24 protein-coding genes are annotated in these 24882 nt (G+C 66.5%); 16 read left to right on the top strand and 8 right to left on the bottom strand.

Annotated features, from left to right (window positions below):
* The first annotated feature begins 4 nt into the window (after nucleotides 1-4).
* The 16 genes from NM962_07975 (at nucleotide 5) to NM962_07900 (ending at nucleotide 16163) form a co-directional block, all read left to right on the top strand.
* Nucleotides 5-460, top strand: a complete 456-nt coding sequence (locus NM962_07975) for an acyl-CoA thioesterase (GenBank protein ID UVO13982.1) — start codon at nucleotides 5-7, stop codon at nucleotides 458-460.
* Nucleotides 461-496: 36 nt separating this feature from the next.
* The gene (locus NM962_07970; GenBank protein ID UVO13981.1) at nucleotides 497-937 is read left to right on the top strand and encodes an SRPBCC family protein; all 441 of its coding nucleotides are present in this window, start codon (nucleotides 497-499) and stop codon (nucleotides 935-937) included.
* Nucleotides 938-957: 20 nt separating this feature from the next.
* On the top strand, nucleotides 958-2646 hold the full coding sequence (fadD5, locus tag NM962_07965; protein UVO13980.1) for a fatty-acid--CoA ligase FadD5: 1689 nt from the start codon (nucleotides 958-960) through the stop codon (nucleotides 2644-2646).
* A gap of 281 nt (nucleotides 2647-2927) precedes the next feature.
* The gene (locus tag NM962_07960) at nucleotides 2928-3665 is read left to right on the top strand and encodes an ABC transporter permease (GenBank protein UVO14609.1); all 738 of its coding nucleotides are present in this window, start codon (nucleotides 2928-2930) and stop codon (nucleotides 3663-3665) included.
* Nucleotide 3666: 1 nt separating this feature from the next.
* Nucleotides 3667-4536: an ABC transporter permease gene (locus tag NM962_07955; GenBank protein ID UVO13979.1), complete on the top strand. Its 870-nt coding sequence runs from the start codon at nucleotides 3667-3669 to the stop codon at nucleotides 4534-4536.
* 5 nt (nucleotides 4537-4541) lie between these two features.
* Nucleotides 4542-5753, top strand: coding sequence for an MCE family protein (locus NM962_07950; protein ID UVO14608.1), 1212 nt, complete (start codon nucleotides 4542-4544; stop codon nucleotides 5751-5753).
* On the top strand, nucleotides 5750-6778 hold the full coding sequence (locus tag NM962_07945) for an MCE family protein (protein ID UVO13978.1): 1029 nt from the start codon (nucleotides 5750-5752) through the stop codon (nucleotides 6776-6778). The genes NM962_07950 and NM962_07945 overlap by 4 nt, the downstream gene beginning before the upstream one ends.
* Nucleotides 6775-8379, top strand: a complete 1605-nt coding sequence (locus NM962_07940; GenBank protein ID UVO13977.1) for an MCE family protein — start codon at nucleotides 6775-6777, stop codon at nucleotides 8377-8379. Before NM962_07945 ends, NM962_07940 begins: the two co-directional genes overlap by 4 nt.
* Nucleotides 8376-9941 carry an MCE family protein gene (locus NM962_07935; GenBank protein ID UVO13976.1) on the top strand — a complete coding sequence of 522 codons (1566 nt, stop codon included), beginning with the start codon at nucleotides 8376-8378 and terminating at the stop codon, nucleotides 9939-9941. The genes NM962_07940 and NM962_07935 overlap by 4 nt, the downstream gene beginning before the upstream one ends.
* Nucleotides 9941-11110 carry an MCE family protein gene (locus tag NM962_07930; protein UVO13975.1) on the top strand — a complete coding sequence of 390 codons (1170 nt, stop codon included), beginning with the start codon at nucleotides 9941-9943 and terminating at the stop codon, nucleotides 11108-11110. The genes NM962_07935 and NM962_07930 overlap by 1 nt, the downstream gene beginning before the upstream one ends.
* A complete protein-coding gene (locus NM962_07925; GenBank protein UVO13974.1) occupies nucleotides 11104-12696 on the top strand; it encodes an MCE family protein in 1593 nt (530 codons plus the stop codon). Before NM962_07930 ends, NM962_07925 begins: the two co-directional genes overlap by 7 nt.
* Complete coding sequence (locus tag NM962_07920) at nucleotides 12666-13319, top strand: Mce protein (protein UVO13973.1); 654 nt, start codon at nucleotides 12666-12668, stop codon at nucleotides 13317-13319. Before NM962_07925 ends, NM962_07920 begins: the two co-directional genes overlap by 31 nt.
* Nucleotides 13316-14272: an RDD family protein gene (locus NM962_07915; protein ID UVO13972.1), complete on the top strand. Its 957-nt coding sequence runs from the start codon at nucleotides 13316-13318 to the stop codon at nucleotides 14270-14272. The genes NM962_07920 and NM962_07915 overlap by 4 nt, the downstream gene beginning before the upstream one ends.
* Nucleotides 14269-14817, top strand: coding sequence for a mammalian cell entry protein (locus tag NM962_07910; protein ID UVO13971.1), 549 nt, complete (start codon nucleotides 14269-14271; stop codon nucleotides 14815-14817). Before NM962_07915 ends, NM962_07910 begins: the two co-directional genes overlap by 4 nt.
* A complete protein-coding gene (locus tag NM962_07905) occupies nucleotides 14751-15461 on the top strand; it encodes a mammalian cell entry protein (GenBank protein ID UVO13970.1) in 711 nt (236 codons plus the stop codon). Before NM962_07910 ends, NM962_07905 begins: the two co-directional genes overlap by 67 nt.
* A 33-nt stretch (nucleotides 15462-15494) precedes the next feature.
* Nucleotides 15495-16163 (top strand): DUF1275 domain-containing protein, encoded by a 669-nt coding sequence (locus NM962_07900; GenBank protein UVO13969.1) that lies wholly within the window; start codon nucleotides 15495-15497, stop codon nucleotides 16161-16163.
* A 15-nt stretch (nucleotides 16164-16178) separates the two neighbouring features.
* On the opposite strand, the gene NM962_07895 is transcribed toward NM962_07900, so the two are convergent.
* The 8 genes from NM962_07895 to NM962_07860 form a co-directional block, all read right to left on the bottom strand.
* Nucleotides 16179-16946, bottom strand: coding sequence for a mannan-binding family protein (locus tag NM962_07895; GenBank protein ID UVO14607.1), 768 nt, complete (start codon nucleotides 16944-16946; stop codon nucleotides 16179-16181).
* Nucleotides 16947-16983: 37 nt separating this feature from the next.
* Nucleotides 16984-17493, bottom strand: a complete 510-nt coding sequence (locus NM962_07890; protein ID UVO14606.1) for an Mce protein — start codon at nucleotides 17491-17493, stop codon at nucleotides 16984-16986.
* Nucleotides 17494-17557: 64 nt separating this feature from the next.
* Nucleotides 17558-18808 carry an MlaD family protein gene (locus NM962_07885; GenBank protein UVO13968.1) on the bottom strand — a complete coding sequence of 417 codons (1251 nt, stop codon included), beginning with the start codon at nucleotides 18806-18808 and terminating at the stop codon, nucleotides 17558-17560.
* Nucleotides 18805-20043, bottom strand: coding sequence for an MCE family protein (locus NM962_07880; GenBank protein ID UVO13967.1), 1239 nt, complete (start codon nucleotides 20041-20043; stop codon nucleotides 18805-18807). The genes NM962_07885 and NM962_07880 overlap by 4 nt, the downstream gene beginning before the upstream one ends.
* A gap of 3 nt (nucleotides 20044-20046) precedes the next feature.
* Nucleotides 20047-21180 (bottom strand): MCE family protein, encoded by a 1134-nt coding sequence (locus tag NM962_07875; GenBank protein UVO13966.1) that lies wholly within the window; start codon nucleotides 21178-21180, stop codon nucleotides 20047-20049.
* The gene (locus NM962_07870) at nucleotides 21177-22220 is read right to left on the bottom strand and encodes an MCE family protein (GenBank protein ID UVO13965.1); all 1044 of its coding nucleotides are present in this window, start codon (nucleotides 22218-22220) and stop codon (nucleotides 21177-21179) included. Before NM962_07870 ends, NM962_07875 begins: the two co-directional genes overlap by 4 nt.
* On the bottom strand, nucleotides 22213-23307 hold the full coding sequence (locus tag NM962_07865) for an MCE family protein (protein UVO13964.1): 1095 nt from the start codon (nucleotides 23305-23307) through the stop codon (nucleotides 22213-22215). Before NM962_07865 ends, NM962_07870 begins: the two co-directional genes overlap by 8 nt.
* Nucleotides 23304-24881: an MlaD family protein gene (locus tag NM962_07860; GenBank protein UVO13963.1), complete on the bottom strand. Its 1578-nt coding sequence runs from the start codon at nucleotides 24879-24881 to the stop codon at nucleotides 23304-23306. The genes NM962_07865 and NM962_07860 overlap by 4 nt, the downstream gene beginning before the upstream one ends.
* Between the last annotated feature and the right edge of the window lies 1 nt (nucleotide 24882).

Genomic DNA, 24882 nt, shown 5'->3' with positions numbered 1-24882 from the left:
AACCATGAGTGTCCCGCCCGCGCCGGAAGGGTTGACCAGCCAGGACTTTCCGGTGCACTGGCCGGTGCTGACCCGCTGGGCCGACAACGACATGTTCGGCCACCTCAACAACGCGGTGTACTACCAGCTGTTCGACACCGCGATCAACGGCTGGATCGCCGCCCATGTCGATATAGACCCGGTCGCGATGCCCGAGCTGGGGGTGGTCGCCGAATCGGGCTGCCGATTCCTGGGCGAACTCGCCTTCCCGGACCGGCTGGCGGTGGGGCTGGCGGTGACCCGGCTGGGGCGCAGCAGTGTCACCTACCGGCTCGCGGTGTTCCGCACACCGGATGACGCCGGCGCCGTCCCGCTGGCCGCGCTCGGGCACTGGGTGCACGTCTATGTCGACCGCACCACCCGGCGGCCGGTGCCGATCCCCGACGGTATTCGCGCGTTGCTGGCCACCGCCCAGGTTTAGCTCGGCGGCAGTTTCGTCGGTGGCTATGCTCGGCGGGTGCCGCTCGTGAGTAAGACCGTCGAAGTCGCCGCCGACGCCGCCACGATCATGGGGATCGTGGCCGATTTCGAGGCGTACCCGCAGTGGAACGAAGAGGTCAAAGGGATTTGGGTGCTGGCGCGCTACGACGACGGCCGGCCCAGCCAGCTGCGGCTGGATGCGTCCTACTCCGGCTTCGACGGCACCTTCATCCAGGCGGTGTACTACCCCAGCGCGACCCAGATCCAGACCGTGCTCCAGCAGGGCGATCTGTTCAGCACGCAGGAGCAGCTGTTCTCGGTGGTCGAGATCGGCCCCACCACGTTGCTCACCGTCGACATGAACGTCGAGACCGAGATGTCGGTGCCCAAGCCGATGCTCAAGAAGGCCTTCAGCAACGCATTGGACTACCTGGCTGACAATCTCAAACGGCGCGCCGAAGAACTGGCTTCGGGCTAGCACGAAGCGGGAGACCCGAATTGAGCCACCCAACCGTCGACCCCGCCGAGCAGCCCTACCGCGCTCGTCGACAGAACTGGGTCAACCAGCTGGACCGGCACGCGCTGATGACACCGGACGCCCCGGCACTGCGGTTCCTGGGCCAGACCACCACCTGGTCGCAGCTGCGTGATCGGGTTGGCGCGCTGGCCGACGCCCTGAGCCGCCGCGGGGTTCGCGCCGGTGACCGGGTGATGATCCTGATGCTCAACCGCACCGAGTTCGTCGAGTCGGTGCTGGCCGCCAACATGCTGGGCGGGATCGCGGTGCCGGTCAATTTCCGGCTCACCCCGCCGGAGATCGCCTACCTGGTCACCGACTGCGAGGCCAGGGTGCTGATCACCGAACCGGCACTGGTGCCGGTCGCCGCCGGTGTGCGAGAGCTGACCGGACTGCTGGACCACGTGGTGGTGGCCGGCGGTTCAGCGAGGCTCGACGGAGGAGAGGCGAAGCTGGGACCGCCGCATGAGCCCGGAGCGCCGGCCGATGAGGCGGCGGGCCTGCTCGCCTACGAAGACCTGATCAGCGAGACAGGCGAGCCGCACGCCCCGGTGGACATCCCCAACGACTCACCGGCCCTGATCATGTACACCTCGGGGACCACCGGCCTGCCCAAGGGAGCGGTGCTCACCCACACCAACCTGGTCGGTCAGACGATGACCGCGCTGCACACCGCCGGAACCGGCACCTCCGACGTGGCCTTCATCGGTGTGCCGTTCTTCCACATCGCCGGTGTGGGCAACCTGTTGCCCGGCATGTGGCTGGGCATCCCGACCGTCATCAACCCCCTCGGCGCTTTCGACGCCGGCCAACTGCTCGACGTGCTGGCCGCCGAGAAGGTCACCGGCATCTTCCTGGTGCCGGCTCAATGGCAGGCGGTCTGCGCCCAGCAGCAGGCCAACCCGCGCGACATCCGGTTGCGGACCATGTCGTGGGGTGCGGCGCCGGCCTCCGACGCCTTGCTGCGACAGATGGCCGAGACCTTCCCCGGCACCAAGATCCTGGCGGCCTTCGGGCAGACGGAGATGTCGCCGGTGACCTGCATCCTGCTCGGCGAGGACGCCACCAGAAAGCTCGGTTCGGTCGGCACGGTCATCCCGACCGTCTCGGCCCGGGTGGTCGACGAGCAGATGAACGACGTCGCGGTCGGCGAGGTGGGCGAGATCGTCTACCGGGCGCCCACCCTGATGAGCGGCTATTGGAACAATCCGGAGGCCACCGCCGAGGCCTTTGCCGGCGGCTGGTTCCACTCCGGCGACCTGGTCCGGATGGATGAAGAGGGCTACGTCTGGGTGGTCGACCGCAAGAAGGACATGATCATCTCCGGTGGCGAGAACGTGTACTGCGCCGAAGTGGAGAACGTGCTGGCCGATCACCCCGATATCGCCGAGGTCGCCGTCATCGGCCGCCCGGACGAGCGATGGGGCGAGGTACCGATAGCGGTCGCCGCGCTGTCCCGGGCCGGCCTCACCCTGGCCGACCTCGACGATTTCTTGACCAAGCGGCTGGCGCGCTACAAGCACCCCAAGGCGCTCGAGATCGTCGACGCCCTGCCCCGAAACCCGGCCGGGAAAGTGCTCAAAACGGAACTGCGCATTAACTACGGGACGGCTCAGGGATCCGAGCGGGGCAGCACCCCAAGCGATGCCGCGCGAAACACCGATGAGTGAGGTGGCGGCACGTTACTCTCCGGTAGGAAGCCCGCGTAGGTTCCGCCCGTTCGATGTCCTTCTCACGGAGACATCAGGTATGGTCCGATGGTCGCCAAGGGCACTTCGGGCCGATAAGGTGACGCGGGTCTCGCTGAACGACGGACGGGAGAAGACACTGTGCGACGCGGTTCCTTGCTGAGTCGTGCGGCGGGATCTCTGGTGAGGGGGGTGGTGTGACGGCTCCAGCGCGTCCTCGTGTCGCCGACTTCCTCCGGGATCGGGTGCTGCCGCCGCTGATCATGGTCGGCGGATTCTTCAGAATGTGTGCCCTGACCGCCCGCGCGCTTTTCGTACGCCCGTTCCAATGGCGCGAGACCCTGCAGCAGGGCTGGTTCATCACCAGTGTCGCCATCATTCCGACCATCGCGGTCGCCATTCCGCTGACCGTGCTGCTGGTCTTCACACTGAATATCCTGTTGGCGCAGTTCGGTGCTGCCGACGTTTCCGGCGCCGGCGCCGGTATCGCCGCCGTCACCCAGTTGGGGCCGCTGGTCACCGTGCTGGTGGTCGCGGGCGCCGGCTCCACCGCGATCTGTGCCGACCTGGGTGCGCGCACCATCCGCGAGGAGATCGACGCGATGGAGGTACTCGGCATCGATCCGATCCATCGACTGGTGGTCCCCCGGGTGATCGCCGCGACCGTGGTGGCCTTGCTCCTCAACGCCTTGGTGATTGTGATCGGCTTGACCGGCGGCTTCCTCTTCGGTGTCTACCTGCAGAACGTGTCCGGCGGCGCCTATCTGTCCACGCTGACTCTGCTCACCGGGCTGCCCGAGGTGGTCATCTCGACGGTGAAAGCCAGCGTGTTCGGACTTATCGCGGGCTTAGTCGGCTGCTATCGCGGACTTACCGTCCGCGGCGGCTCCAAGGGTCTGGGCACCGCCGTCAACGAAACAGTCGTGCTGTGCGTGCTTGCGTTGTTCGCCGTGAACGTGGTGCTGACCACCATCGGCGTGAAGTTCGGAACGGGGACCTGACATGTCGACATCGACAGTAGTTCGGGGACGCTTTCCCGGGCTGGTTGCGAACTACCAGCGCTACGTCGGGATGGCCGGCCGCGGACTCGAAAGAAGCGGCCGGCTCGGCTGGTTCTCGGTAACCGCCCTCCGGCAGATCCCGTGGGCGCTGCGCCGGTACCGCACCGAGACGCTGCGTCTGGTCGCTGAACTGGGCATGGGCACCGGCGCCATGGCCGTGATCGGCGGCACCGTCGCCATCATGGGCTTCGTGATGCTGGCCGGCGGCTCGCTGATCGCGATCCAGGGCTTCACCTCGCTGGGCAACATCGGTGTGGAGACCTACACCGGTTTCGCCGCGGCCTTGGTCAACGTCCGTGTGGTCGGCCCGGTCAACGCCGGTATCGCCCTGGCTGCGACGGTCGGGGCGGGAGCCACTGCCGAACTCGGCGCGATGCGCATCAGCGAGGAGATCGACGCCCTCGAAGTGATGGGGATCAACTCGATCGCCTACCTGGTGTCCACCCGCGTGGTGGCCGGCTTCACCGTGATCATCCCGCTGTACGCACTCGCGCTGATCATGGCGTTCGCCGCACCGCAGATCGTCACCACACTGTTCTTCGGACAGTCGTCGGGTACCTACGACCACTACTTCCGAACGTTCTTGCGGCCCGACGATGTGTTCTGGTCGTTCATTGAAACGATCTTGATCGCGGTGGTGGTCATGGTCACCCACTGCTATTACGGCTTCAACGCCAGTGGTGGTCCGGTCGGCGTCGGTGCCGCGGTGGGCCAGTCGATGCGCCTGTCCCTGATCACGGTGCCCACAGTCGTGCTGCTCGCAGCGTTGGCGCTCTACGGCGTCGACCCCAACTTCAACCTAACGATGTGACGCGTATGGCAACCGGGAAGCAGAACAAAGTGCACAACCCGCCGTTCCGGCTCGCGGGCGTGGTGACCTTCGCCGTCCTGGCGCTGATCGGCGGCCTGGTCTACGGCCAGTTCCGTGGGGCCTTCACGAAGACGACGTCGCTGACCATGGTCGCCCCGCGCGCCGGTCTGGTGATGGACCCGGGCGGACCGGTGACCTACAACGGCGTCCAGATCGGGCGCGTGGCCGACATTGCGCCGACCGAGTACGAGAACAAGCCGGCCGCCAAGTTCACCCTCGACGTGAACCCCAAGTACCTCAAGCTGATTCCGTCCAACGTCAAAGCCGACATTTTGGCTACCACGCTGTTCGGCAACAAGTACGTGTCGCTGACCGCCCCGGAACACCCGGCGCGGGAACGCATCACCAGCAAGAACATCATCGCGACGTCGGTGACGACGGAGCTCAACACGCTGTTTGAGACCATCAACAACCTGTCCGAGCACGTGGACCCGATCAAGCTGAACCTGACGCTGCACGCCGCAGCCGAGGCGCTGACCGGGTTGGGCGACAAGCTCGGCGAATCGCTGGTCAACGGCAACGCGATTCTCGACGACGTCAACGCGCGGATGCCGTCCTTCCGCCGCGACCTGAAGGGTTTCGCAACCCTGGGCGAGGTCTACGCCGACGGCGCACCGGATCTGGTCGGCTTCCTGGACTCCTCGGTGGTGACCGTCAAGACCATCACCAACCAGCAGAAGGAACTGGACGCCGCGTTGCTGGGCGCCGCCGGGGTGGGCAACCTCGGGGCGGATGTCACCCAGCGGTTCGGGCCGTACTTCCGTGCGCAGTTCTCCGACCTGGTCTCGGTGTCGGCGCTGTTGGACGAGTACAGCCCGGAACTGTTCTGCGCCATCCGCAACCTGGCCAATGGAGGACCCAAGGTCTACGACTTCCTGGGCGGCGACGGCTACTCGCTCGCCACCAACAGTGAGCTGGTCGGTCCGGCCAACCCCTACATCTACCCCGAGAACCTGCCGCGTTACAACGCCCGGGGTGGGCCCGGCGGTGCGCCGGGCTGCTGGCAGGAGATCACCCACGACTTCTGGCCGGCGCCTTACCTGGTGGCCGACACGGGAGTCAGCCAAGCGCCCTACAACCACTTTGATACCGGATCGCCCCTGGCCATTGATTACGTCTGGGGTCGCCAAGTCGGGGATTACACGATCAACCCATGAACATCACCAGAACCGCCCTCAAACTCGGCGCCGTCGGCTCGGTGCTGCTGCTCTTCACGGTCGGCCTCGTCGTGGTCTTCGGGCAGATCCGGTTCGACCGGACGGCCCGCTACTCCGCGGAATTCAGCAATGCCAGCGGCCTGCGTCAGGGGCAGTTCGTGCGTGCCTCCGGGGTGGAGATCGGCAAGGTCAAGAGGGTCCGACTGGTCGACGGCGGCCGTCGGGCGGTGGTGGACTTCGACGTCGACCAGTCACTGCCGCTGTTCCAGTCGACCACCGCGCAGATCCGCTACGACGACCTCATCGGCAACCGCTACCTGGAGCTCAAACGGGGCGAGGGTGAGGGCGCCGACCAGCGGTTGCCCATCGGCGGATTCATTCCTGCTTCCCGTACCGAGCCGGCGCTGGACCTGGACGCATTGATCGGCGGTTTCAAGCCGGTGTTCCGGGCGCTGGACCCGGAGAAGATCAACACCATCGCGTCCACCATCGTCACGGTCTTCCAGGGCCAGGGCGGCACCATCAACGACATTCTTCAGCAGACCGCTCAGCTGACAGCTCACATCGCCGACCGGGATGCGGCGATCGGCGAAGTCGTCAAGAACCTCAACGTCGTCCTGGACACCGCGGTTCGCCATCGCCAGACCTTCGATGAAACGGTCGACAACTTCGACAAACTGGTCAAGGGTCTGAACAGCCACGCCGACCCGCTGGCGAACGGCACCGCGGAGTTCGGTAACGCCGCCGGCAATCTGGCGGATCTGCTGGCCGACAACCGCACCCAGTTGCACAGCCTGTTCCCGGTCGCCGGTCCGGAGCCGCCGGACCGGCTCGCCGATGTCGACGAGCTGCTGCAGAAGATTCCGAGGGCGTTGAAGTTGATCGGGCGCACCGGGGTCTACGGTGACTTCTTCAACTTCTACCTCTGCGACGTGACTATCAAGCTTCCTGGATTGCAGCCGGGCGGGCCGGTGCGAAACGCTCGGTTGTGGCAGCAACCGACGGGGAGGTGCACGCCTCAGTGAGGACTCTGGAACCGCCCAACCGGGCACGGATCGGCATCATCGGTGTCGCCACAGTGGCGTTGGTAACCCTGGTGGGGCAGACCTTCACCACGGTGCCGATGCTCTTCGCCGAACCGAGTTACTTCGGACAGCTCTCCGATAGCGGCGGCCTGAACGCCGGCGACAAGGTGCGCATCTCCGGCGTGGACGTCGGCAAGGTACAAGATCTGTCGATCGAGGGCGACCACGTGCTGGTGAAGTTCTCGGTCGGTGCCAACCCGATCGGCAGCGACAGCCGGATCGGGGTCAAGACCGACACCATCTTGGGCCGCAAGGTGCTGTCGATCGAGCCCAAGGGTGAGCGCCGCATAGCGCCGCAGGGTGTGCTGCCGTTGGGCCAGAGCACCACCCCCTACCAGCTCTACGATGCGGTCTTCGACGCCACCAAGGCCGCCTCCGGCTGGGACATCGACACGGTCAAGAAGTCGTTGAAGGTGCTGTCGGAGACGGTCGATCAGACCTACCCGGACCTGAGCGACGCGCTCGACGGCGTCGCGAGGTTCTCCGACACCATCGGCAAACGTGACGACGAGATCACTCACCTGCTGGCACAGACCAACCAGGTCGCGAGCGTTATCGGTGACCGCAGCAACCAGATCGACGCGCTGCTGCGCAATACTCAGACCCTCTCGGCAGCAGTGAACCAGCGCAGCCAGGCGATCTCGGCGTTGCTAGGCAACATCGCCTATTTCGGCGAACAGGTTCAGGGCCTGGTCCGCGACAATCCGGGTCTGGATCTGAACCACGTCTTCGAAGAGGCCTCCACCATCACCGACATGCTGGTGCGGCGCCAGGATGACCTGCGGGAGATGTTCACCATCCTGGGCAGGTACCTGACGATCGTGAACGAGGCGATGGCATCGGGCCCCTACTTCAAGGTCTCGACGCTGAACCTGATCCCGTACTGGATCCTGCAGCCCTGGGTGGACGCGGCGTTCAAGAAGCGTGGCATCTCGCCCGAGGAATTCTGGCGCAACGCCGGCCTGCCGGAGTTCCGTTACCCCGACCCGAACGGAAATCGGTTCGCCAATGGTGCACCGCCGCCCGCTCCGCAGGTGCTTGAGGGCACCCCCGAGCACCCCGGGCCGGCCGTCGCGCCCGGTTCGCCGTGCTCGTACGCACCTGCCGCGGGCATGTTCCCGACTCCGGGCAACCCGCTGCCATGCGCCAACTTGGACCCGAACGACGGCCCGTTCGGACGGAGCGGACCGTACCCGGGGCCGACCGATGTGTTGGTCTCGCCGCCCAACCCGGACGGCATCCCGTCGTCGCCGGGCATCTCGATCGCGGGTCGTCCGGGCGAGACGCCGCCGGTGGTGCCGGGCACGCCGGTTCCGATGCCCGACGCCAACCCGGGCGGGCGTTCGGAGCCGATGGGCCCGGTCGCCGGTCCGGCTCCCGCCAACCCGGGCGCGGCACCCCCACCGGCACCGCGGGCACCCGGTCCGCCTGTTCCGCCTGGACCCGGCAACCAGCTACCGGCACCGTTCATCACGCCTGGTGAAGGCGGCAACAGCCAGCCCGGTGGCGGCGGTGGCGCAAGAGGGAGTGAGCGTCCGTGAGTACCGTCTTTGATGTTCGCAACCTGCGACTGCCGGAGCGATCGCGGACGACGGTGATCGTCGGGTCGCTGCTGTTGGCGCTGGCCCTCGTTGCCGGCTTCGGAGGAGTGCAGCTCTTTCGCAAGCTGAACAGCACCAGCCTCGTCGCCTACTTCCCACAGACCGACGCGCTGTACCCCGGTGACGCGGTGCAGATCATGGGTGTCCGGGTGGGAGCGATCGACAAGATCGAGCCGGCCGGCGACAAGATGAAAGTCACCCTGCACTACAACAACAAGTACAAGGTGCCCGCCGACGCCAAGGCGATCATCTTGAACCCGACTCTGGTCGCGTCGCGGACCATTCAGCTGGAGCCGCCGTACCGGGGCGGGCCGGTGCTGGCCGACAAGGCCGTGATCCCGGAGGAGCGTACCGAGGTCCCGGTGGAATGGGACACGCTGCGCAACGATGTCACCAACATCATCGACAAGCTGGGGCCGACGGCGGAGCAGCCCAAGGGCCCGATCGGTGACGCCATCGAATCCTTCGCCGACGGGCTGGCCGGCAAGGGCACGCAGCTCAACACCGCTTTCAACAGCCTGTCGGACGCGCTGACCGCCCTGAACAAGGGCCGGGGTGATTTCTTCGCGGTGGTACGCAGCCTGTCGCTGTTCGTCAAGGCGCTGGACCACAACGACCAGCAGTTCGTCGCGCTGAACCATGATCTGGCCAAGTTCGCCAGCAACCTGAACAGCACCGACCAGGCACTGGCGACCGCCACCGACCAGTTCTACGCGACGATGACGATCGTCAAGGCGTTCCTCAACCAGAACGCAAAGCCATTGGTGCACAGCATCAACAACGTGGAACAGGTGACCACCGCCATCACGCAACCGGAAGCGCTGGATGGTTTCGAGACCGCGCTGCACATCCTGCCGAACGTGCTGGCTGGCGTGGACGAGATCTACCACCCGGCGCAGGGCATGGTGCTCAGCTACCCGGTTATCGCAAACTTCGCGAACCCGATGCAGTTCCTGTGTAGCGCGATTCAGGCCGGCAGCCGGCTGGGTTACCAGGACTCCGCGGAGCTGTGCGCGGAATACCTGGCGCCGATCGCCGACGCGATCAAGTTCAACTATCTGCCGTTCGGTATCAACATCTGGAACAGCGCGTTCACCACACCGAAGGAGATCGCCTACTCCGAGCCCCGGCTGCAGCCGCCGCCCGGATACAAGGACACCACTGTCCCGGGGATCTGGGTGCCCGACACCCCGTTCTCGCACCGCAACACCCAGCCGGGCTGGATCACCGCACCTGGGATGCAGGGCGTGCAGCCCGGCCACGACACCGAGCGGCTGCTCACCCCGGAGTCGCTGGCGCAGTTGATGGGTGGCCCCGACCCGGCACCGGTGGAGTCGCAGTTCCAGACCCCGCCCGGCCCGCCCAACTCCTATGACGAATCGCCCGGCCCGCTGCCGTTCATCGGCCAGCCTCCCGGGGTGGGTCCGATCGCGCCGCCTCCGCCGGGCCCGAACGTGATTCCGGGGCCGGTGGCACCGATGGCGCCGCGAGGTGACGGCTGATGAGACGGAGGACAGCGATGAACACGGTCGGCCGGCGCGGCTGGCAGGCGCTCGTGCTGCTGATGGCCGCGCTGACGTTGACGTCGTGCAGCAGCTGGCGCGGTATCGCCAACGTGTCGTTGCCGGGCGGTCCGGGCAGTGGCGCCGGTGCCTACACGGTCTACGTCCAGGTGCCCGACACCTTGGCGCTCAACGGCAACAGCCGGGTCCTGGTCGCCGATGTGTTCGTGGGCGCGGTCGAGCGGATCGAGCTGAAGAACTGGGTCGCCACGCTGAAGCTAAAGCTGAACAAGGATGTTCACCTGCCACGCAACGCCACGGCGAAGATCGGTCAGACCAGCCTGTTGGGTTCGCAGCATATCGAACTGAAGTCCCCGGACAACCCGGAGGGCGAACTCAGAAACGGTGACACCATCGGACTGAGCAATTCGACGTCGTACCCGACGATCGAACGGACGCTGGCCGGTATTGCCCTGCTGCTGCAGCGCGGCGGGTTGTCGGACCTGGACACCATCACCACCGAGTTCGCCGCGCTGTCCAACGGGCGCGCCGACCAGATCCACGCCTTCCTGACCAAGCTGGACACCTTCATCGGCAACCTCAACGACCAGCGTGAGGACATCACCCGGGCGATCGACTCCAGCAATCGGTTGCTGAGCTACTTCGGTGCCCACAACGACACCCTCGAGAAGGCCTTGACCGACTTCCCGCCGCTGTTCAAGTACTTCAACGCGCAGCAGGGGATCTTCATCAACGCCGTCGAGGCACTGGGCGCGATGGGCACCCAGGTCAACACCCAGATCGCGCCCGCGCGGTCCGACCTGCACAAGGTGCTCACCTCGTTCCAGTGCCCGGCGCGGGAACTCCGTAAGGCGTCGCCGTATCTGCCCGACCTGCTGCAGGTGATGATCACCGCGCCTTACCACGTCGACGGTGCCTTTAAGGCGGTCCGCGGTGACTTCATCAACACCTCGCTGATGGTGGACCTCACCTACGCGTCCATCGACAACGCGATCCTGACCGGTACCGGGTTCTCCGGAATGCTGCGGGCACTGGAGCAGTCCTTTGGCCACGACCCGGAGAAGATGGTCCCGGATGTTCGGTACACGCCGAACCCGGCAACCGCACCCGGCGGTCCGTATGTGGAAAGGGCTGACCGGAATTGCTGAAACCTCAGATCAAGCGTCAACTGGCGATCTTCAGCGTCCTGACCGCGGTGGCGCTGCTGGTGTTGGGCGTTTACTACCTGCGGTTGCCGACCTTGGCGGGCCTGGGCCAGTACTCGCTGAAGGCGGACCTGCCCGAGGCGGGCGGCCTGTACAAGACCGCGAACGTCACCTACCGCGGCACCATCATCGGCCGGGTCACCAGTGTGGAACCGACCGAGACCGGGGCGCAGGCCACCTTCCAGATCGCCAGCAAATACAAGATCCCCGTCGACGCCGGTGCCAACGTGCATTCGGTGTCGGCGATCGGTGAGCAGTACCTGGATCTGGTGTCGACCGGTAATCCGGGCCAGTACCTCAAGCCGGGCCAGACCATCACCAAGAGCACGGTCCCGTCGGCGATCGGGCCGGCGCTGGACACCGCCAACCGCGGACTCGCCGCGCTGCCGGCCGGCAAGATCGCGGCCCTGCTCGACGAGACGGCCACCGCCGTCGGGGGCCTGGGACCGTCGCTGCAGCGGCTCGTGGACGCCACCCAGGCCATCGTCGGTGACTTCAAGACGAACCTCGCCGATGTCGACGACATCGTGGAGAAGTCGGCACCGATCATCGAGAGCCAGGTCGACTCCGGCGACGCCATCCACCAATGGGCGCGCAACCTGAACGTTCTCGCCGGCCAGGCGGCCAGCCGAGAAGACACGGTCAAGCACATCGTGTCGGATCTACCGCCGCTGATCGACCAGGTGCACACGGTGTTCAACGACACCAAGGACACGCTGCCCCAGCTGATGGCGAACGCGTCGATCCTGACCGAGATGGCCAAGCGCTACAACCGGAACACCGAGCAGGTACTGGTCTTCCTGCCGCAGGCCGGCTCCATCATCCAGACCGTGACTGCCACCAACCCGGGCCGGGGCTCGATGGGCGTTGCCCTCGGTGCCGTCCCCGGCCCCATCTTTCCGGTGCCGGTTCCGGGCCTGAGCCTCAACACGCCGCCGCCGTGTCTGACCGGCTTCGTCCCGGCATCCCAATGGCGGGCGTTCGCCGACACCAGCCCCGCCGAACTACCGGACGTCTCCTGCCGGATTCCGCAGGACACGCCGGCCAACAGCGTTCGCGGGGTCCGCAACATCCCGTGTGTGGACGTACCGGGCAAACGCGCAGCGACACCCAAGGAGTGCCGCAGCGACAAACCGTACGTCCCGCTGGGCACCAACCCCTGGTACGGCGATCCGAACCAGATCCGGAACTGCCCGGCGTTGGGCGCGCGCTGTGACCAGCCGGTCGAGCCCGGCCACGTGATTCCGGCGCCGTCGGTGAACACCGGCCTCAACCCCCTGCCGGCGGACATGGTGCCGCCGTCGCCGCCGCCGGTGAACGACCCGCTGTCACGGCCGGGGACCGGTAGCGTGCAGTGCAACGGGCAACAACCGAACCCCTGCATCTACACCCCCGGTGGGGGACCAGCCGCGATCTACAATCCGCAGAGCGGCCAAGCGGTGGGGCCAGACGGCGTCGAATACTCCGTCGAGAACTCGATGAACATAGGAGACGACGGATGGAAGGGGATGCTGGCACCGTTCCGGTGAGCACGGACGAGGACCAGCAGACCGCAGATACCTCGGCCTTGGGCACTGAGGGCACTGAGGACGCGGTGCCGGTGGACTCGCAGGAGTCGGCCGACTCGGTGGCAGTAGACGCCGAATCGGCGCCGTCGCGTCTTGGCCGTCGCCAGCAGGTGGGGATCTGTGTGCTGTTGCTGCTGTTGGCCGCCGGGTTGGTGGCAGCCGGCTTTGTCGGCCTGCGCGACCACGTGGCGAGCCAGGCGCTGGCCCGCGACAATGCCGAAGCGATCGCCGCGGCCAAGGAGTGCGTGGTGGCCACTCAGGCGCCAGATGGGCGGGACATCGCCCTGGCGCAGCAGAAGATCCTGAACTGCACGACCGGCGAGTTCCGCACCCAGGTCGCCCTGTACGCGGAGATGTTCGTGCACGCCTACCAGGCGGCGAAGGTCCACGCCGAACTCACCGAGATGGGCGCCGCGGTGGAGCGGAACAACCCCGACGGTTCGGTCGACGCCCTGGTGGCTTTCCGGGTCAAGATCGACAACATCGAGACTCAGGGCAAAGAGGTCGGTTACCGGCTGCGGGCCCGGATGGTCCGGGAGGACGGGCAGTACCGAATCGCGAAGCTCGACCAGGTGGCCAGGTGACCGACCCGCTGGCCGACGCGCCGCGCATCGAACCGGCCCGGTGGCGCGCCCGCGCGACGGCGCTGGCGATCGACCTGCTGCCGGGTTCGGCAGTGATGGTGACGATGGGCATGGCCGCCCTGTGCTTCCCGTTCGGGGGACCCTGGTGGTGGCTCGCGACCATCACCGGCGCCTTGGCGTTCTTGGCCACCGAGGTCAACCGGATCCTGTTGCCGGCGATCAAGGGCTGGAGCCTGGGCCGCGCGTTCACCGGAATCGAAGTGGTGCGGGGCGGCGAAGGGTCGGCTCCGGCCGTCGGTGCGGCCCGGTTGTTGCTGCGCGAGGCGGCGCACCTGCTCGACACCGTGCCGGCTCTGCTCGGCTGGATCTGGCCTTTGCGGGACCGCCGCGGGCGTACTTTTGCCGACCTCGTGGCCCGGACCGAGGTCCGCCCGGCCGACCCACGACAGCCCCCGGCGAACATCCGGGTCGTGACCATGGCGGTGTTCGTGGCCGCGGCCGCCCTGAGCCTCGTCGGTGCCGCCACGGCCTACGCGGTGGTCTACCAGCGTGACCACAAGTCGGATCTGGCCCGAGCCCAGATCGCCCGGCAGGGCCCGAAGATCGTCGCGGACATGCTGTCCTACGATCCCGAGACCTTGCAGGGCGACTTCGACCGCGCGCAGTCGCTGGCCACCGACAAGTATCGCGAGCAGCTGGTTCCGCAGCAGGACGCGATCCGCAATGCCAAGCCGGTTCCGAACTTCTATCGGGTCACCGATGCGGCGGTACTCGACGCCGCCCCGCACCGTGCCACGATGCTGCTGTTCCTGCAGGGCCAGCGTGGAACAGCCGGCAAGGAACGTCTGATCAGCGCCACCGTCCGGGTGGCGTTCGCCGAGGCCGCGGGAACCTGGCGCGTCGATGATCTCGCCGTCGTCAGTAAGCCGCTGCCGGCCGAGGGGGAGCGATGAGTCCGCGCCGCCGCGTCGACACCGACGATCAGCCGCTCTTCGTCGACCGGGCGGTGCCCCGGCGCCGGCGGCTGCCGATGGTGATCGCGAGTTCGCTGGTGGTGGCCGCCGCTGCCGTCGCGGTCAGCGCGGTGACGCTGGTGACCCACGAGCAACACCGGCGAGCAGCCTTGCGGGACGTCGAGGCGCTGGCCGCGGTGGAATCGTTCATGACGATGTTCACCTCGCCGGATCCGTTCCATGCCAACGACTATCTGGCCAATGTCATGGACCATGCCACCGGGGATTTCGCCCAGCAGTATCAGGAGAAGGCCAATCAGATCCTGATCGCGGTGGCGCGCAGTGAGCCGACCACGGGAACGGTGACCGCGGCCGGTGTCGAACGGTGGAACGACGAAGGCAGCGTCAGCATGCTGGTGGCTGTTGAGAACAGCGGCAAGTCGTCCGACGGCAAACACGATGTCAAGGTGGCAACCCGATGGTTGGCGACAGCGCAGAAGGAAGGGGACCAGTGGAAGATCAGCAATCTGAACCAGGTGCTGTGACCGAAGAGCCCGACGCCGCCGACGTAGATCTGGAAGCCGAAGCGGAGGCCCAGGAGACGGTCGAGGAGACGGCCGAGGCCGAGGCGGTCGAGGCCGAGACGGCGGCGGACAAGCGCCCGGTCCGGCGCAAATTCGGTGTGCGGCTTGCGGTTGCGGTCTCAGCCGCGGCCTTCGTCGGCGCCGCCGCATTCGCGGGCGCGGCAGCACAGCCGTATCTCATCGACCGGGCCGAGGTAGCCACCAAGCTCGACATCGCCCGGACCGCGGCCAGGGCGATCCACACGCTGTGGAACTACACGCCGGACAACATGGATTCCCTTCCGGACCGCGCCTCGGTGTATCTCAGCGGCGACCTGGAAGCCCAGTATCGGAAATTCATCGACGCCATCGCAGACAGCAACAAGCAGGCGAGGGTCACCGACACCACCGAGATCGTCGGTGCGGCCGTCGAGACTCTGGACGGGCCCGAGGCCACGGTGATCGTCTACACCAACACCACGGCGACCAGTGAACTGAGCAAATCGATCCCGCAGATCAAGTACCTGACCTACCGGCTCTTCATGAAGCGTGACCAGAACCGCTGGGTGGTCACCAGGATGCCGACCATCACCTCGCTGGACCTCACCCCGCGTCTGCAGGGCTGAGCGCGGGCCGGGTCGAGGGTAACGGGGGGGAGCATGCCGATCGCGTCGCCGTTGTCACGACGGCGCACGGTGGTGGCCTTGCTGTTGTTGACGTTCGCCACCGGCCTCGTGGACGCGATCAGCGTGCTGGTGCTGGGGCGGGTGTTCGTCGCGAACATGACCGGCAATGCGATCTTCCTGGGGTTCCTGTTCGTCCCCGGCACCGGCTTCGATCTGACCGCCGCGATCGTGGCGGTCGGCGGATTCCTGATGGGCGCGGTCATCGGGGGACGGCTGTTCCGGATCTTCGGTGAACACAGCCGCCGGCGCTGGCTGACGGTTGCGCTCGGTTTGGAGGCGGTGTTGCTGCTGGCGCTGGCGGCGCTGGCTGGAATGGGTGTGTTGGGCTACTACAGCAACAGCAAGCTGCTCTTGATCGCCGGCCTCGCGGTCGCGTTCGGTGTGCAGAATTCGACTGCCCGTCAGTTCGGTATCCAGGAGCTCTACACCACGGTGCTGACCTCGACGATCGTCGGTATCGGGGTGGACAGCCGGCTGGCCGGTGGGACCGGCGACCGCGGAAAGCTGCGCTACGGCGTCGTTTTCGTGATGATCCTCGGCGCCATTGTCGGCGCAACGTTGACCCACGTTGTGGTGGCGCCGGTCATCGCCATGGCCGGGGTCGTGGTCGCGGCGAGCTTGGCGTTGTTCCGCTACGGCTGATAGGCCCGAGCGCGCTCAGGACCCGCCGTACTCCGGGCGCAGGATCGAGCTGAGCGCCGACAGCGGGATGTGCGCCTGCACGTTGCCACCGTCCATGTACCACTGCATCTGGTTGTACTGAATCGGGCTGTCGTGGCTGACCGGGTAGTCGGGCATGTACAGAATCAGCTCGTCGGGGGTGAGAGCCCAAGACCGGTAGCCGCCGGAGAAGACCTTGTCGGGTGTAAAGCGCTCCGGGACAAAGGGATAGTCTCCCGGGCGGTGTTCCCAGAATGCCCGGTCCAGCGCCTCGGTGATGTAGGGCTCGCCCAGTTGCGGGATCGTCGCCAACGGGTCGATCCCGGGTTTGGTGATGTCAGCCAATTGCAGTTGCCGGCCACCGGCCCCCATGTCGAACGTGAAAGTCCGGTAGGCGTTGTTGATGTAGGGACCGTCGGAGTGGTAGTCCTCGTGGAAGACCGCGGTCAATGCATTGCCGTGCTGGAAGATCTCGTAGTTCTCGTTTCCCCAGCTGTCGGCCACCATGGAGGCGCCTTTGGTGCGCCAGTTGGTGAACAACTTCGACAGGTAGTCGCGGATCGGGGGTCCGGCGATCGGGTGGTCGACCAGGTCCCCGGGCACCGCCATCCGGATATAGCGGGTGGCCAGCCGCTCCGAGTGCACATCGGTAGTGCAGTACTGCCCGTCCCAGTTGCCGCCCAGCCCGCTGCAGAACGACGGCGCCGAAGCGCCGGCGACCGGTGCCCCGGACACCGTGGCCACCGCAAGTGTCGCGGCGAGCATGCCCGTCACTAGCCGGGTCGCCCACATAGCATGCCTCCTAAGGCAATTCGACTTTGCTCGCCAGCCACCGGCCGTCGACCTTCTGCATCGTCATCTTCATCCGGGCGCGGTCCACTCGCGGGTCGGGCCGCATGGTGTTGGTGATGGTCTGGTTGACCATCACCAGCACCACAACGGTGTCCTTGGAACCTGACTGCACGGCCGACTCGACCACCGTGCCCTGTGCCCTGGCCTTGTTGTCGATCAGCAGCTGCCGCAGGTTGACGCTGGCTTTGGTGTAGGTGTCTTTGAACTCCCCGGTTGCACCGTTGAGGACCGCGTCGAAGTCGTCGTCGACCTTGTCAGAGTCGATGCTGGTCAACACCTGGGCGTAGTCCACCGCTGCCTGTCGTCCGGCGGCTTCCGCGCTCGAGACCCGATGCTGTTGCCACAACTGCCAGCCGAGCCCGATGACCAACCCGAACACTGCCAGATAGGCGGCCGCGACGAGCGCCATCCGCCACGGGACCCGACGCCTGCGCACCGGCGGCGCGGCTGTCTCTTCCACGTCCTCGGGGGCGGTCTCGGCGGTCGGTTCGTCGGCGGTGCTCACCGCGGCATCTCCTTGAGCATCAACGAGGCGGCTCGATCAGCAGGGGCGGACCGCCGTAGGGGGTGGGAATCGTATAGCGGCCCTTGGGTGTCGGGTCGGTGGTCGCCGCCAGGTCTGCACCGGGCGGCGGTCCCGCGGTGTCATCGCCGGGTGGGCGTGGCGCATTGTGGGCGCCGCGCACCAGCACGGACTGGTCGGTGTCACGGCAGTAGCCGTACAGGAACGGCTCCGGGTAGTCCGCCGCAGAAGGGGGCCGCCGCGGGGTCCCGTAATCGCAGGTGTAGCGAGGATAGAGGTCGGCGGTGAACCACAACCCGTTGTCGTGGAAGGCCGTACCGAGCGCCTCCAGCGTCGAACCGCGGTAGGCGGGGAACAACGCATTGAGCGCCGGAGTCCGGACATAGAGCAGCTGAGCCGCGGTGGTCAGGTTGCCCAGCAACCCGACCATGGTGTCGGAATTGTCATCGAAGAGTCCGTCGACCGCCGACAGCATCCCGGGCGCCTGGTCGACCAATCGATGGTAGCCGCCGATCATCCGGTTGATGCCCGTGAGCACCTTGTCGAGGTTCTCGGTCGTCACGGCCACCCCGTTGTTGACATCGCTGAGCATGGTGAGCGCCACCCGGCTCGACTTCAGCAGGCTCACCGTCTCCGGCAGCACCGAATCCAGGGTGGACAGCAAAAAGGTGCCGCCGTTGACGATGTCGGTCAGCTTCTGCGGACCCTCGTCGGACAGGCTGAGCTCCTTTTTGATCAGGTCGAGCTTGCGCGGATCGGTTTGCGCCAGCATGCCGTTGGCGTCGGCGAGCAACTGCGACATCGGGATCGGGGTTGTGGCGCGGTCCCGCGAGACGACGCTGCCGGCGGACAGGAACGGTCCGGTCTCCGACGGGGGCTCGAAGTCGATGTACTGCTCACCGGCGGCTGACAGGCCCGACACGCGCACCGTGCTGGCCGCCGGAATCTTCACCGTCGAGGAGATGTTGGCGACCGCATCGACACCGGTACCGCTGACCCGCAGCGACTCGATCCGGCCCACCGGAACGCCGCGAACCGACACGTCCTGGTTGGCCAGCAGCCCACCGGAATCCGGCAGCGCGATCGTGATCTGGTAGGTCGAGCGGGCCGGGTTCACCCGCAGCGCCCCCACCAGCAGGTAGCCGGTCGCGACCACCAGGGTCATCGCCAACGCGAGCCCTGACAGCAGGTTCTTTCGCCGGTCGCCGGCGCGGACCAAGCCGACGATGCGCCGGCTGAGTGCCTCGATCATGGTGTCGGCCCTGGTCCCGGCGGGCCGAGCTCCGCTGCTGCTACATCGCCCTCCGCCGGGGTGGGAGGTATCGGCGGGCCGACCGCGGTCCACGGCGCCAGCCCCATATCGGAGTCCGGGCCGCGCCCCACCACGCGCTCCTGTAGTCGCCACAGCGCGTACTTGATGGAGCCGGCCAGCTTCGCCCAGTCGTAGCGCTTCGGGCCGTGAAATGCTGGGTCTCCTTTGAAGCCGGCGTCAGGCATCGACCCCCACACCAGCCTGTCAAAACCTGCCCGTAACGAAACCGCCGACCCAGCTGTCATCTTGATGATCGGCGCCTGCAACCGGTTCAGCGCGGCCAGACTGGTGTCGGGGTCGATAGCCACGTCGTTCCATGCGCCAGCGAGCACGTTGGCGTCCTTGATGAAGCTGTGCCCGGAAGCGTCGGTCCCGGCAATCGACGGGAACCGGGCCAGCTGCTGGCTGGTCGCGCCGAGTTGCTCGACGAGATCGGCCAGCCGACCGGTGTTGTCCACCAGCGTGTCGGTGGCCGGACCCGCCGCGTCGAGCACATCGGTGAGCGCCGCGCTGCGGGCATCAAGCCGGTCGGCAAGCCGGCTGGTCTCACGCAGCGCGGTCTCGATCTCACCGGAGCGGGCGTTGAGTTTTGTCAGCAGCTCATTGGACTGGTTGATCAGCCTGCCGAACGCCTGGCCCTGATCGCCGGTCGCCTTGCCGGCGCCGTTGACGATATTGGTGAAGTTCTGCACAGCCCCACCGTTGACCAGAAGCGCCGCCGAACTCAGCACCGATTCTACCGTAGCAGCCGACGCGGTGAACTCCAGCCCGATGATGTCGCCACCCTTGAGCAGCGGCGTCGACGGGTCGACCTGAGTCGGCGGTTTGACCGCCACGAAGACGTCACCGAGCGGGGTCGCCGACCGCAATTCAGCCGTGCTGCCCAACGGAATCCGGACACCGTCCATGATGCGCAGCGTGGTGACTGCAGTGTAGTTACGGGCGACTATCGACTCCAGCTGGCCGACATCGGCGCCGGAGAGCTTCACCTTGGCGTGCCCGGGCAGATTCAGCGCGTTGGCGAACACCGCGGTGATGAGATAGCCGCCGCTGCCGATGCCGGGAGCTGGCAACGGCAGACTGTCCAGCCCACTGGTGGTGCAGCCAGCAGTGATGACCGCGTTGCACAGCAGCGCCAGCGTCGCCCTGGGCGTTCGTTTCCGTCGCAATGCCATCGCCTACTGCCCCATCATCGAGAGTCCGTCGAGGACGTACGTCAGCCCGAAGTCCGGGCCGTAATCCGCCAAGGTTCCGGTGCCGCAGCCTAATTGCCGCAAATGCATCATGTTGCACAGCTCCTTGGTGCTTTGACTGTCGACCAGGCTCTTGTCGACCAGGGTGTGAGCCCGGATCGCCCCGTTGTTGGTGTCGACGGCGTTGTAGATGTTGTCCAGCGCCAGCGGTAGCAGGTCTATTAGCTCCGCCAGGTCGCGCTGCTTATCCACGAGGGTGGTTACGGCAGTGTCGCCGTTGAGGATGCTCTGCTTGAGGTTGTCACGGTTGGCTTGCAGCAGGGCGGTCGCCTGCGTGATGATCTCGTTGAACTTACGCCCAGTGCGTCCCGCCCCGAAGTCCTCGTCGGCGAGCATCTGACTCAATTGGCGGGTGGTGGAACCGAATTGACGCAGCCTCGCGTCATTGCGGGCCGCCGCGTCCATCAGCGAGCTAAGATTGACGATGATCGAGGTCAACTGATCACCGGTCGCCTCGCCGCGGTCGGAGCTCAGTCGCAACGCCCGAGACAATTCGCTCAGGGCCGACTTGATCTTCGCGCCGTTGCCGCCGGCGATGTCGGCGGCGGCGTTGATCACGTCGGCTACCGGCCCGTTGCCGTTGCCGTCGCCGCTGAGCGACTTCGAAACCCTGTCGAGCATGTCAAGCACACGATCGAATGCCACTGGTGTCCGGGTGCGGTTCAGCCCGATAGTGGTGTGGTCGGCCAACACCGGACCGCCGGTATAGGCTGGCGTCAGTTCGACTTGCCGAGCGGTGAGGATCGAGGTGTTGATGGTCACCGCGTGCACGTTGGCTGGGATCTTTACGTTGCGGTCGACGGTGAACTCGGCCTCGACGTACCCGCCCTTCGGGGTGATCTTGGTGACCTTGCCCACCGGCATTCCGAGCACCGCAACCACATTGTCCTCGTAGAGGCCTGCGGCGCTGCCGAATTGGGCGGTGACGGTGATGTGTCCGCCGAACGGGTTGAGGTAGTAGGCGGCCACGGCAGTGACGAGCAGTACTCCTGCGGTCAGCGCACTCACCAGCGCGGCGACACGGCGGCGGCTGCGGGTGGCGGTCGGCGGGGCGCTCATTTGCAGTCCTTGAAGTACTCGATCATGCCGAACTGCTTGGCGCGGCCACTGATCGCGCACATCCACGAGTCGATCGCCATCCCGTTAACTAGGTAGGTTTCGAAAGCCGGTCCGTAGCCGGTGGCATTGGTCAGACCCCGCAATGGCGGCGGTGCGGCCTGCAGCAGGCTGCGCAGCAGGTCGTCATGCTGGCCGAGCATGTCGGATAGCGCACGCAGGTTGGCCAGCATGTCGTCGAGCATCGTCCGGTCGCTGACCACGATGTTGTTCAGTTGACCCACCAGACTGGTCAGCGCAGCCAGCATGGCGTGGAAGGTGTGCTGTCGCGCTACCAGTTCCCCGAGGAAATCCTGGCCCTGATCGACCAGGTTGCCCAGGTTCGTCTGCTGGTTGTGCAAGGTGTTGGCCACCCGCTGGGTGCTGGCGAGCAGGGTGCCGAGCTGATCACGCCGGTCGGCGGTGATCTTCGACAGCGTGTGCAGATTGGCCATCGCCTGTGGAACCACCGGGGGCAGCCCGCTCAGCTGTTGGCCGAGCACGGCCAGGGACTGGCCGAACTGGTCGGAGTCGACCTGGTCGAATGTGGTGGTGGCGTCCTCTAGCAGCGACTCCAGCGAATAGGGCACCTCGGTGTGGGCGAGCGGGATCCGTTTGTCGGGCAGCGAACCCGGGCCGTCGGGTTCCAGTCGCAGGTAGCGCGACCCGAGGATCGTCATCACCTGGATTTTGGCCCCGGTGTCTTTGCCCAGCGGAATGTTGTTGCGCACGGTAAAACCGGCCTCGACGTGATCGCCGGCGAGCCGCATGCTCGTTACCCGGCCCACCTCGATGCCCGCGATCACGATGGGATTGCCCGGCGCCAGCGCCGCGGCCTGGGCGAACTCCGCGGTGTAGCGGGTGTAGCCGAAGCCGGCCAGCTTGACCAGCAGCGCCGCGGCGACGACGACCGCGACAACCGCCAATGCCGCGAACCCCAGCCAGGTGGTGTTGTAGGACTCCAGTGTCCGGGAGCGCCACCTGCGGAGCGACTGATTATCCATTGACGGTGTTCCTGCATCTCGGGGTGTGCCAGGCCAGGTTCTTCATGGTGATGGGCGTGGCGTTGCCGGGCGTGGCGGCGTTGACGATGATCGTGGTGATGTCGTTGAGGCCGGGAAAGAACCCGGTGATGTTCAGGTCGCAGACATACGTGGAGCCGTAGGCGCCGTCCCCGAGTACCCGACCCAGGCCTTTGAGCAGCAGTGGCAGGTTGTCGCCGGTGAAAGCCAGCTGCGGCTCGATTCCGGCCATGTGCTTGGAGAACCCGGGTTCCCGGTTGATCATCTCATCCAGGGAGGGGAAGACCTCGTCGGCGATCGTCGACAGCTGCCGGGTCACCTGGGCCAGGGAGCCGACCGAGGACTGCAATGCCGGGCGACGCGAGTCTAGGTCGGCGACCGCTCGCCGGGCCTGCGTCAGCGCGTGGTCCAACTGATCGTTCTGCCCGGCGATGGTGCCGGTAAGCCGGTTCAGGCTGGTGATGAGGTCGCCGAGCACCTCGTCGCGCCCGGCCAGCGTCGCGGTGAGCGTCGACGACTGATCCACCAGTGCGGTGATAGACGCCTGGTCGCCTTGCAGCGACTCCAGCACACCCCGGGTCAGATCGTCGGCCTGCTTGGGATCCAGCAGCGACATCAACGGTTTGAAGCCGTTGAGCAGCGCGCCGACGTCGAAGGACGGTTCGGTGTGGTCCACCCCGATCACGCCGCCGCGGGGCAGCACTCGTTCGTCCCCCCCGGTGTACTCGCCGTCTTTGCCCAGCGACAGCCCGAGATAACGCTGCCCGATAATGTTCTGGTAGGTCACCGACGCGACGGTGTTGGCATACAGCTTCTGGTTGCTTTGGACGATGAACGAGACCTTCGCTAACTTCCCTTCCAATGCCACCTCGTCGACCCGGCCCACCCGGACCCCGGCCATCCGGACGTCGTCGCCTTCGCGCAGGCCGTACACATCGGTGAACACGGCCGCATACGGCGTCGTCGCACCAGAGACGTCGCGGCGCAGCGTGGCATAGACCAGCCAGGTCAGCACCATCGAGACGACCATGAAGATGGACAGTCCGATCAGCGGGCCGCGGAATCTCATTTGTGGCCTCCCGTGTCGGCGGGTACGAACGAGACCGCGTTACCGCGGGCGACCGGGCCGAGCAGCAGCTGCGCCGCCACAGATGCCGGCTCACGCTGGCCGGTGATCAGGCCCAGCTGGTTGCGTTCGGCCTGGCTGCCGACCGGACCCACGTTGCCGCCGAAGGCCGCGGGGGCCGCGGGCGCCATCGGGGAGGCCGGCTGCCACTCCGGTGCATGCGGCAGTGACGGGATTGGCGGCTCGGGCGGAGGCGGCGGGCCGAGGTCGAGCGGGTCGCCGGTGCTGGGAATCCGGGGGGCCGGGCCGGTCCACCACGGCAGCGGCGGGTTGGTGCCCTCCAGGCTGCGATTCGGGTTGACCAGGGGCGGTCCGACGGCACGGAGGTTCCCATCCGGGCCGATCTCGGTGCCCGCCGGCGGTTCCAGGCCGGCCGGGAAGTGGTAGTTCTGCGGCAGCATGTTCTCAGGCAGCTCGGAACGCACCTCGATCATCGGCGCGGTGAAGCAGCTCGGCCCCTTCAGCTCGCCGTACTGCGGGCAGTCCGCGCGGGTGTAAGTGTGCATCGGGGTGAACGACAGGTTGAACCGCGTGTTCTTGGAGACGAGGTCGGGGTCGTAGAAGTGGTCGAAGAATTTCTCGGAGAGCCGATTGACCCGGGTGAAGATCGGGACGTACTTGTCGGCGTTGTTGGCCAGCACGCCAACAACGGGCGTGAGGTCGTGGGTGATCTGGATCAGTTGGTCGATGTGGTTGTCCAGGGCTTCCCGGGCCACACCCACGGTGTGCTGGCCACCGCCGACCAACGAGGCCAACTCGGCGCGCTTCTGGGCGAACGCGCGCATCGGTTCGACGGCCTGGTGCAGCGCGTCGACGAGGTCGGGAGCGGTGGACTGCAGGCCATGGGTGGCATCGAGCAAGGCCGAGACGGTCGATGGGCCGGGGTCGGTGGCGACGATGCCGTTGAGCTGATCGAGCAGCCGGGACATGTGCGCGCCCGCATTGAGCAACGCGACGCGCCGATTGTCGGTGGCCGCGCCGACGGCGGCCAGGATGCCCAGACTGTGGTCTTCGCGCCCGCGACCGGTGGCGGCCAGGATGTCGCGCAGTTTGGACACGGTGGTCTGGAAGATCACCGTGGACAGTTCGCCGTTCTCGGCGATGTGGGTGCCGGTACGGATGGTGGGTCCACCGGTTCCGGAGTCCACCAGCTGGATGGACGAGACCGCGAAAACGTTGGACGGCACCACGCGGGCGGTCACCGAATGCGGGATGTCCTTGGCGTAGTCGGGCTTGAGGTTGATGTGTACGTAGTTGGGTTTGCCGTAGGCGGCGGGGATCACGTCGGTGACATTACCGACTAGCAGGCCATGGTACTTGACGTCGGACTGGGCCGGCAGCCCGTCGCCGACGTTGATCAGGTCGGCCACCACCCGCACGTAGGAGTTGAGCATGCCGGTGGACTTGGCCAACAGGCCGCCGGTGGTCAGCGCGATCACCAGCAGGACCGCGATCCCCGCGCCCAGCAGTTGCTGTTCGGAGGGGCCGCGGCCGTCGGTGTCGAGCGAGTTGGCCATG

It is taken from the genome of Mycobacterium sp. SVM_VP21, assembly GCA_024758765.1.
Taxonomy (GTDB): domain Bacteria; phylum Actinomycetota; class Actinomycetes; order Mycobacteriales; family Mycobacteriaceae; genus Mycobacterium; species Mycobacterium heraklionense_C.
The sequence above is the reverse complement of the archived record's forward strand: the minus strand, read 5'-3'. Positions and strand labels throughout refer to the sequence as shown.